This is a genomic window from Streptomyces purpurogeneiscleroticus (genome assembly GCF_020024005.1).
Classification (GTDB): domain Bacteria; phylum Actinomycetota; class Actinomycetes; order Streptomycetales; family Streptomycetaceae; genus Streptomyces; species Streptomyces purpurogeneiscleroticus.
This window is the reverse complement of the sequence record NZ_NHSG01000072.1, coordinates 1-7,674: the sequence shown is the minus strand read 5'-3', so window position 1 is coordinate 7,674 and position 7,674 is coordinate 1. Positions and strand designations below refer to the sequence as shown.

8 protein-coding genes are annotated in these 7,674 nt (G+C 72.5%); 4 read left to right on the top strand and 4 right to left on the bottom strand.

All coding sequences use genetic code 11. The features are described 5' to 3' along the window. On the top strand, positions 1–912 hold a 912-nt coding region (locus CCS38_RS02250), incomplete at its 5' end, for an ATP-binding cassette domain-containing protein (protein WP_223731483.1). On the opposite strand, the gene CCS38_RS02245 is transcribed toward CCS38_RS02250, so the two are convergent. Both CCS38_RS02245 and CCS38_RS02240 read right to left on the bottom strand, forming a co-directional pair. After that, a complete protein-coding gene (locus CCS38_RS02245; protein WP_223731482.1) occupies positions 842–1,447 on the bottom strand; it encodes a response regulator transcription factor in 606 nt (201 codons plus the stop codon). The two genes, CCS38_RS02250 and CCS38_RS02245, sit on opposite strands and share 71 nt — an antisense overlap. 233 nt (positions 1,448–1,680) lie before the next feature. Then, a complete protein-coding gene (locus CCS38_RS02240) occupies positions 1,681–2,628 on the bottom strand; it encodes a hypothetical protein (RefSeq protein WP_223731481.1) in 948 nt (315 codons plus the stop codon). A 192-nt stretch (positions 2,629–2,820) separates the two neighbouring features. Between CCS38_RS02240 and CCS38_RS02235 the strand changes: the two genes are divergently transcribed. Beyond that, the gene (locus tag CCS38_RS02235) at positions 2,821–3,039 is read left to right on the top strand and encodes a hypothetical protein (protein WP_223731480.1); all 219 of its coding nucleotides are present in this window, start codon (positions 2,821–2,823) and stop codon (positions 3,037–3,039) included. Positions 3,040–3,063: 24 nt separating this feature from the next. Here CCS38_RS02235 and CCS38_RS02230 read toward each other — a convergent pair whose 3' ends face one another. Continuing rightward, on the bottom strand, positions 3,064–3,813 hold the full coding sequence (locus CCS38_RS02230; RefSeq protein WP_223731479.1) for a FadR/GntR family transcriptional regulator: 750 nt from the start codon (positions 3,811–3,813) through the stop codon (positions 3,064–3,066). A 5-nt stretch (positions 3,814–3,818) separates the two neighbouring features. Further along, positions 3,819–5,141: an enolase C-terminal domain-like protein gene (locus CCS38_RS02225; protein ID WP_223731478.1), complete on the bottom strand. Its 1,323-nt coding sequence runs from the start codon at positions 5,139–5,141 to the stop codon at positions 3,819–3,821. Positions 5,142–5,311: 170 nt separating this feature from the next. Between CCS38_RS02225 and CCS38_RS02220 the strand changes: the two genes are divergently transcribed. Both CCS38_RS02220 and CCS38_RS02215 read left to right on the top strand, forming a co-directional pair. Then, positions 5,312–6,643, top strand: coding sequence for an MFS transporter (locus tag CCS38_RS02220; RefSeq protein ID WP_223731477.1), 1,332 nt, complete (start codon positions 5,312–5,314; stop codon positions 6,641–6,643). Continuing rightward, positions 6,618–7,544, top strand: coding sequence for a fumarylacetoacetate hydrolase family protein (locus CCS38_RS02215; protein WP_223731476.1), 927 nt, complete (start codon positions 6,618–6,620; stop codon positions 7,542–7,544). The genes CCS38_RS02220 and CCS38_RS02215 overlap by 26 nt, the downstream gene beginning before the upstream one ends. The last annotated feature ends 130 nt before the right edge of the window (positions 7,545–7,674 follow it).

The following is a 7,674-nucleotide window of genomic DNA, read 5'->3' as shown; positions in this document are numbered from 1 at the left end:
GAGTGCCGCGGGCGCCCGGACGGGCCATCGGCCGAACCCGAGGCCAGTAGCCCGTCCGGGCGCCCGCGGCACTCCGGTGTGGAGCTGCGCGGCGTCACCTTCGGCTACGCGCGTTCCGCCGAACCGGTGATCGACGCGCTGGACCTCGTACTGCGGCCGGACGAGCACCTGGCCGTCGTGGGACCGAGCGGAGCGGGAAAGTCGACATTCGCCGCGCTGGTGGCCGGCGTGCTCGCGCCGCATGCCGGCGGCGTCCGGCTGGGCGGCGTGCCGGTCGGGTGCCTCGACGACGGGCCGGCCCGGCACCGGGTGCTGATCCCGCAGGAGGCGTATGTGTTCGCGGGGTCACTGTGGGAGAACCTCACCTATCTGGCTCCCGGCGTCCCGGCGGCGGCGGTGGACGCGGCGGTGGACGAGGTCGGCGCCCGGCCGCTCGTGGACCGGCTGGGCGGCTACGACGCGGCCGTGGACCAGCAGGAGCTGTCGGCCGGGGAACGCCAGTTGGTGGCCCTCGTCCGCTCCTACCTCCCGCAGGCGGAACTGTTCCTGCTGGACGAGGCGACCTGTCATCTCGACCCGGCCGCCGAGGCGCGCGCGGAGGAGGCGTTCGCCCGCCGCCCGGGCACGCTGATCGTGTGCGCGCACCGGATCAGCTCGGCGCTGCGGGCCGACCGGATCATGGTGCTGGACGGCGCACGGGCCGCCCTCGGCACGCATACGGAGCTGATGGCGGGCTCCGCCCTCTACCGGGACCTCGTCGGCCACTGGGAGGACGGGGCGGGCACCGGGAAACCGGGCCCCACGACCGGGAAGCCGGGGCTCACGACCGGGAAGCCGGGGCTCACAGCCAGCCCGACTCCCGGGCGATCCGGATCGCGTCGATCCGGTTCCGCGCCCCGACCTTACGAGTGATCGCCGAGAGGTGGTTGCGGACCGTGCCCACGGACAGCGACAGCCGGTCGGCGATCTCCTGTCCGGGGGCACCGTCGGCGGCGAGCCGCAGGACTTCCCGCTCCCGCGGCGTCAGCGGGTCCGCCGCCGCGTCGAGCACCAGCAGCGCCAGCCCGGGGTCGACGTAGCGCTGTCCGCCGACCACCTTGCGGATGCCCTCGACGAGCCGGTCGCAGGGCGCGTCCTTGCCGATGAGCCCGGGCGGCCGCAGGGCCAGTACGCTGCGCAGCCGCTCCAGCGCCGGCGACCCCGCCACCAGCAGCGTCCGGCATTCGGGGAGCCGCGCGCACAGCTCGCCCGCCGTGGCGAGCGCCTCGTCCTGGCGGGCGTCGACGTCGATGACGACCACATCGGGGCGGTAGGAGAGCGCCCGCGCGAGGACTTGGCCGTCTCCCCCGCACTGCGTGACGACCTCCATGTCCGATTCGCGGGTCAGGAGAGCGGCGAGCGCTCCCCGCAGCAGCCCGTTTTCCTCGACGAGAAGAACACGGATCACTGTCGCTCCCTGGTCTCGGCCCTGTTCTCCGGGCCCCCAGAAGAATTATGTCCACCCTTGTCCGCAGATGCCTGGTCAGCGCGTCCCCTGTAGCGCCGCCCGTAGATTTATTCTCGAATTCTTCGGCAGGACGGAACCTCTTGGCGGGTACGCCCGTTGTACTGAGTGAGGCCCCGCATCATCCCCCGTGTGCGGGGCCTCACCAATGCCCTCGCCGGGTCCGCCCCGGGCTGTTACGCCTCGTCCTGGACCAGCCGTTCCAGCATCGTCTGGAAGTCCTCGTCGACGACCACCCGCAGCCCGTCCCCGTCCGGCTCACTCAGCCGGGTCATCGTGCCCTGGCGCCACCAGAAGACGTTCGGTGTGATCGCGCCGGCCGAGTCCTCGTGCCCGGCGGCGGCGAACTGCGCCATCGCCTGCAGCGCCGGTACGACCTGGGCGTCATGGATGCGGTGGAAGGCCAGCTGGTGCCGGAAGGGCAGCGCCACGAGCGCCCCGTCGGGCGTCAGCGGCGCGCCGGTCAGCCGCTCGACCAGCTCGTCCAGGACCAGGACCCGGCTGGCGGTGAAGAAGGAGTCGCCCAGTACCACTTCGAAGGTCGAGCCGTCGCCGCGGCGGACCGTCTCGTGTCCCTCGACCGGCAGCGCCCGGAGGTTGTTCAGCGCCCGGATGCGCAGCTCGGCGACGTCCCCGATGTCCAGCAGCGAGTCCTCACCGAGTATCTGCACGGCTTCGGGCAGGTCGAGCGCCAGGACCTCGCGCAGGCCGGGGGCGAGCGGGCGCGCGTACCGGAAGGAGTCGGAGGCCGGGAGGGAGTCCTCGGCGACGACGCGGGGGTAGAGCCGGGCCCGGATCTCGTCCTCGGGCATCGTCTCCATCGGCTGGGGGCCGTCCATCGTACGGAGGACCTTGCCGACGTGGTCCCGGACGAGCGCGGGCCAGGCGCGCTCGCCGCGGCGGTCGCGGTGGCAGACGGCGGCGAGGTTGCCGAGGCCGAACTGCCGGCCCGCCGAGTCGGCGACCATGCCGGCGTACACCGTGACCTCCAGGCCCTGCTCCGCGAAGGCCGCCCGCACCTGGCCGCGGAAGATTCCGCCCTCCCGGTCGGAGAAGAATCCGAACTCCTCATCGCGCGGGGTGTCGCGCGGATCCCGCTTCGGTCCGCGGCGGAACAGGCCCATCTCTCGCTCTTCCTCCCGGCGACGGCCACGAATGCGCCGATCGTAGCTGTTGGCCGGGGCACCTTCGACCGTGCGTGCCCGCCGTCCGGAGCACGTTCCGGAGTGCGTCCCGGGGTCCGCCGGCGGGCATCGGTACCGGCGGATTCGGGGCTTCGGGATGCGCGGCGGGCGGCGGCGGGACAGCCTGGGGGTATGACCACACATCCGCCGGTGATCGTGTATCCGCCCACCGCCGGTGGGCGGCGGGTGACCATTCACGGCCAGATCGTCGGCCTCGCCCACGGCCGCGGGGACGTCGCCGAGTTCCTGCGCCGGGCCGGGCTGTCCGACGCCGAGGAGATCCCGCTGGCCGATCCCACGCTCATCGAGTGGCGGGGCGGCGATCTGGACTACTGGCCACGGGACACGTGAGGACGGGGCCCCGGGCCGTGCTCCTCAGCGCTCCGTCCGCTCCCTGAGCGGATCGAGGCGTTCGCGTACCCACAGCTCCACGTCACCCACGTGGCGGCCGGCCGCCGTGAAGGCCGCCAGGCTGTCGCGTGCGCGCAGCGCGGCGTAGATGTCCATGTGCTGCTGGTGGGTCCAGGAGAGTACGTCGGACTTGACCAGCGCACGCCAGATGCGGGCCCTGGCGGTCCGCTGGGTGACGGAGGAGACCAGGGACGACAGCGTGCGGTTGCCGGCCGCGGCGACGATGTCCGCGTGGAAGGCGAGGTCCTCCCGGACCAGTTCCTCGGGGTCCTGCAGGGTGCGCATCCGTTCGATGCGCTCCAGCAGGCCGTCCAGCGCCGCGTCGTCGATGCGGGTGGCCGCGAGCGCGGTGGCGCCGGGCTCCAGCACCTTGCGGCACTCCAGCATCTCCTCCAGGCCGGTGTCCTGGGCCAGGTCCAGGAAGCTGCCGAGCGCGCTGAGGAGCCGCTCGGGGTGCAGGTCGGTGACGAAGGTGCCGTCCCCGCGCCGCACGTCCAGCACCCCCGCCATGGCGAGCGCGCGGACCGCCTCGCGGAGCGAGGGGCGGGACAGCTCCAGCTCGGCGGCGAGCACCGCCTCCGGGGGGAGGCGGTGGCCGGGCGCGAACTCGCCGCTCTCGATGCGCTTGCGCAGCCGGCCGATCGCCTCGTCGACGACGCTGCCGCCGGCGCCGTTCCCGTCGCCGCGGCCCGGCCGTTCTCTCTTGGTGGGCATGGACGTCAGGATGCCACCCGGCCGCGGCCGCTCCAGACCGGGCCGTCCGGGTAGCGGTACTCCGCCAGCGTCGCGCGGCGGATCTCTGCGCTGTAGCCGGGGGCTTCGGGGACGAGGTAGCGCGAGCCGCGGATGCGGACCGGGTCGTGGAAGTGCTCGTGGAGGTGGTCGACGTACTCGATGACGCGGTTCTCCATCGAGCCGCTGACCGCGATGTAGTCGAAGAGCGAGAGGTGCTGTACCAGTTCGCACAGGCCGACGCCGCCGGCGTGCGGGCAGACCGGTACGCCGTGGGCTGCGGCCAGCAGCAGGGCGGCGACCGCCTCGTTGACGCCGCCGAGCCGGCAGGCGTCGATCTGGCAGATGCCGATCGCGCCGGCCTGGAGGAACTGCTTGAACATCACGGCGTTGTGGGCGTGTTCGCCGGTGGCGACGTGGGTGGGGCCGATCTGCCGGGCGATAGCGGCGTGGCCGAGTACGTCGTCGGGGCTGGTGGGCTCCTCGAACCACCAGATGTCGAACTCGGCCAGCGCCTTGGCCCAGGCGACGGCCTCGTCGACGCCGAGGGTCTGGTTGGCGTCGATCATCATGCGGCGGTCCGGGCCGATGATGGAGCGGGCGATGCGGCAGCGCCGGATGTCGTCCTGGAGGTCGGCGCCCACCTTGAGTTTGACGGAGTCCCAGCCCGCGTCGACGGCCTCCTGGCAGAGCCGGGCGAGCTTGTCGTCGTCGTAGCCGAGCCAGCCGGCGCTGGTGGTGTAGGCCGGGTAGCCGTGCTCCCGTACGTATGCCTCGCGTTCGGCCCGGCCGGCCGCGCGCTCCTGAAGCATCGTCAGCGCGTCCTCGGGGGTGAGCGCGTCCTTGAGGTAGCGCCAGTCGACCAGGTCGACGATCTGCTGGGGCGTCATGTCGGCGAGCAGCTTCCAGACCGGCTTGCCGGCCTGCTTGGCGGCCAGGTCCCAGGCGGCGTTGACGACGGCCGCCGTGCCGAGGTGGATGGCGCCCTTGTCCGGTCCCAGCCAGCGCAGTTGGCTGTCGCCGAGCAGATGGCGAGAGAACGCGCCGAGGTCGCCGGTGATCTCCTCGACGGTCATGCCGAGCGCGCGCTCGCCGATGGCGCGGGCGGCCCGGACGGCGAGGTCGTTGCCGCGCCCGATGGTGAAGGTGAAGCCGTGGCCCTCGGGGCCGTCCGGCGCGTCGGTCTTGAGGACGACGTAGGCGGCGGAGTAGTCCGGGGCCTCGTTCATGGCGTCCGAGCCATCGAGGTCCTGCGAGGTCGGGAAGCGGATGTCGATCGTCTCGACATCGACGATACGGGCGGCGTTCATCGGCGCTCACTCCTTGTCCTTGGGTAGCGGCGCGCCCCAAGATGTCAGATGTCTGCGATAGCGACCAGATGTTTCGCCGAAAAAAATTGCCGGTGTGCGGAGTATTGCCCGCCCAGTTCACGGCCTCTACGGTCCAGCGGTCAGATGTCTCTCCATGCACGGGAGGTCCGATGACCGCGGAGACCGTACGCCGGAAAGTAGCCAGACGCCTGCTCCCACCCCTCTTCCTGATGTTCGTCCTGAGCTTCCTGGACCGGACGAACGTCGCGCTCGTCAAGACACACCTCGCCACCGACGCCGGGATCGACGCGGCGGCGTACGGCTTCGGCGCCGGCGTCTTCTTCGTCGGCTACGCGCTGCTCGGCGTGCCGTCGAACCTGGTGCTGCACCGCTGGGGCGCCCGCCGCTGGCTCGCCGCGCTGATGTTCGTCTGGGGCCTGCTGTCCTGCGCGATGGCGCTGACCTCGAGTCCCACCAACTTCTACGTGCTGCGCTTCCTGCTCGGCGCCGCCGAGGCCGGTTTCTTCCCCGGCGTGATCCTCTACCTCACGTACTGGTTCCCCGCCTCCGACCGCGGGAAGGCCACCGGCATGTTCCAGTCCGCCGTGGCCATTTCCAGCATCATCGGCAACCCGGTCGGCGGCTGGCTCATCGGGCTGCACGGTATGGCCGGACTGGACGGCTGGCAGTGGATGTTCCTGCTGGAGGGCGCGCCGACCGTCCTCCTCGCGCTCGCCGTGCCGTGGCTGCTCACCGACCGCCCCGAGGACGCGCGCTGGCTGACCGCCGAGGAGAAGGCGCTGCTGACCGCGCGGATCGAGGCGGACCGCCCGACGGAGGACGCCCGTCCACCGCGCCGCATCCGCGAGATCGTCGGTGACAGCCGTGTACTGCGCCTGATGTTCGTGTACTTCGCGATCCAGATCGGCGTGTACGGGGTGACGTTCTGGCTGCCCGCGCTGGTCGGCCGGATCGGCGGCCTGGACGATGTCGGCATCGGCTTCGTCTCGGCCCTGCCCTGGGTGAGCGCGCTGCTCGGCGTGCTGATCCTGCCCTGGTACTCGGACCGCAGCGGCAACCGGCGCGGGCCGCTCCGCCTCGCCCTGGTCCTCACCGCGGCCGGCCTGGTCGGCGGGGCGCTGCTGCCGCCCGTCCCGGCGGTCGCCGCGCTGTGCGTCGCCGCGTTCGGCTTCCTGGGCGCGCAGCCGGTCTTCTGGACCGTGCCGCCGACGATCCTCAGCGGCGTCCAGATGGCCGGCACGATCGCGCTGATCTCCGGCTTCGGCAATCTCGGCGGCTTCCTCGGCCCGTACGTCATGGGCGTCGTCGAGTCGTCCACCGGCTCCGGCGCCACCGGCCTCTACGCCGTCGCCCTGATCGTCGTCGCCGGCGCCGCGGTCGTCACCGGCTTCCGCTGGGCCGGTCTCCGCAACTCCCCCACTACGCCACCGCACCCCGCCAAGGAGGACACCACCGATGACCCGCATCGTGCGCTTCGCTGACACCACGGGCACGGTCCGCACCGGCCTCGCGGACGACACCGGCGCGATCCGCGCCTTCCCCGGCGCGCCGCGCCTCGCCGACCTGCTGCACCGCACCGCCGATGAGCTGCGGGCGCTCACGGAGGAGACCGCCGCCCGCGCGCCGGACGCCGACGGGTCCGACGTCCTGCTGCTGCCGCCGGCCGACGGGCTGACGGAGATATGGGCGGCCGGTGTGACGTACGAACGCTCGCGCGAGGCGCGGATCGCGGAGAGCACCGAGCAGTCGGTGTACGAGCGGATCTACGACGCCGAGCGGCCCGAGCTGTTCTTCAAGTCCGTGCCCTGGCGCGTGGTGACCGACGGCGAGCCGATCGCCGTACGGGACGACTCGCCCCTCAACGTCCCCGAGCCGGAGCTGGCGCTCGTCCTGAACCGGCACGCCGAGACCGTCGGTTACCTCGTCGCCGACGACGTCAGCTCCCGCTCCATCGAGGGCGAGAACCCGCTGTACCTGCCGCAGGCCAAGCTCTACGCCGGCAGTACGGCCCTCTCGGCGGGCATCGTGCCCGCGTGGGAGATCGGCGACCCGTCGGCCCTGAAGATCACCATGACCGTGCGCCGGGACGGCGCAGCCGCCTACGAGGCCACCACCTCCACCGCCGCCTTCCACCGCACCCCGCAGGACCTCGTACGCCACCTCTTCCACGGCCAGCCGTTCCCGGACGGCGCGGTGCTCTCGACCGGTACGGGCATCGTGCCGGAGCTGGATTTCACGCTGGCGGACGGCGACGTGGTGGAGATCGTCATCGACAGCGTGGGCCGGCTGGCCAACCCGGTCCGCATCGGCCGGGCGGCGCTGGACTGGCTGGCCGAGTCGCTCGGCGACCCGTGGGTCCGGCGGGCGCACCGGAGCGGCTGAACCGCCGGTGGCGCGCGTGCCCGTGTTCAGGCCGGGGGCGCGGTGGCCGCCGGCCGTACGGCAGCGGTGATGACCTCGGCGGCATCGGCCCGGAACAGGGCCCGCCCGGCGGCGATCCGGCTCTCCCGTA